This is a genomic window from Novosphingobium endophyticum, from assembly GCF_014640675.1.
GTDB classification, from domain to species: domain Bacteria; phylum Pseudomonadota; class Alphaproteobacteria; order Sphingomonadales; family Sphingomonadaceae; genus Novosphingobium; species Novosphingobium endophyticum.
Window position 1 is genome coordinate 1 of sequence record NZ_BMHK01000095.1, and the last position, 1,106, is coordinate 1,106.

At 65.5% G+C, this 1,106-nt stretch carries 2 protein-coding genes; both read left to right on the top strand.

What is annotated here, in order from left to right; genetic code table 11:
• Positions 1-222: 222 nt before the first annotated feature.
• Positions 223-651, top strand: a complete 429-nt coding sequence (locus tag IEX32_RS20355) for an MAPEG family protein (protein WP_188773353.1) — start codon at positions 223-225, stop codon at positions 649-651.
• A gap of 78 nt (positions 652-729) precedes the next feature.
• Entirely contained in the window at positions 730-966 is a 237-nt protein-coding gene (locus IEX32_RS20360) for a hypothetical protein (protein WP_188773354.1), read from the top strand.
• Positions 967-1,106: the final 140 nt, after the last annotated feature.

A 1,106-nucleotide genomic window follows, 5' to 3' on the forward strand; every position in this document is an offset into this window, starting at 1 on the left:
CGCTGCCCGAAGGTGCCGGAGAATGAATCATGACCGATTCCAGCCAGGCAATGGGCGCGCGATAAACGGAATCACGCCCGCGACCACTTGTGGGTAAGAGCAAGACGGTAGGGCGCGGGGTGTCGCGGGGAAGTTACAATTCATCCATTCCTCCCCGCTTGCCGAACCGCCCTCCGCCCGGCATTCTCGTCACAAAATCATGAGGGAGGAGAAAGCCGCGCCATGCCTGTCACCAACCAGACCCTGATCTTCCTGCCCGTCCTGGCGGTCGTGGCGCTGACACTCGTTGCCTTCATCCGGATGGCGGCGGCGCGCGCGGTGGCGGCGAAGTCCATGAACGCGGACTATTACCGCGCGCACCTGGGCGAGCCCGAGCCCGAGGCGGCGCGGGCGGCGGCGCGGCATTGGGACAACCTGTTCGAGCTGCCGACCCTGTTCTACGCCGGCTGCATCGTCGCCTTCGTGCTGGGAGCGGTGGGCACGTGGACGCTCGTATTCGCCTGGGGCTTCGTCGCCGCGCGGCTGGTGCAGAGCCTGGTCCACATGACCTACAACAACCCGGCGCACCGAGGTCTGGCCTTCGTGCTCGGCGTGGTTTTCACGCTGGCCCTGTGGGTTGATGTCGCGCAGGCCATCCTGGCGGCGGCCTAGGCAGCCAGGGAACACTTGGCCGCCGTGCCCGTTGCAATCGTGCAACCCTGGATCATGCGTTCACAAGGAGAGTGTGTCATGGCCGAACCGCCTCCCACCGGCCGCAGCAAGTGGCTGTGGATCGTCGTTATCCTCATATTGCTCGTGGTCTTCGTGGTCTGGACAATGAGGTCCTCGGGCGAGCGCGACCTCGTGGCGACCGTGCCGGCCGGGGAAGAGACCGAATGGGCCGTCGAGCCGACCGGCCCGGCAGTGCCCGTGACCTTGCCCACCACGCCGATGACGAACGCGCCGGCCACCGAAGCGTCCGAATGACGCGGCGGTGCGCGGCGCGCGTACGAAGTTTGTGACGTAACCGGGGCAAATTCCCGGGCGTAGGGGGTATACAAACTGCCTGCGATCTGATTCACGATGTGGATGGTTCCTGGCGACGACATCGGCAATGGCAAGGCAGA

What these genes read in the sequence shown, in the direction of transcription:
- IEX32_RS20355 (WP_188773353.1), top strand. Translation starts at nt 223, where the DNA reads ATGCCTGTCACCAACCAGACCCTGATCTTCCTGCCCGTCCTGGCGGTC.
- IEX32_RS20360 (WP_188773354.1), top strand. Translation starts at nt 730, where the DNA reads ATGGCCGAACCGCCTCCCACCGGCCGCAGCAAGTGGCTGTGGATCGTC.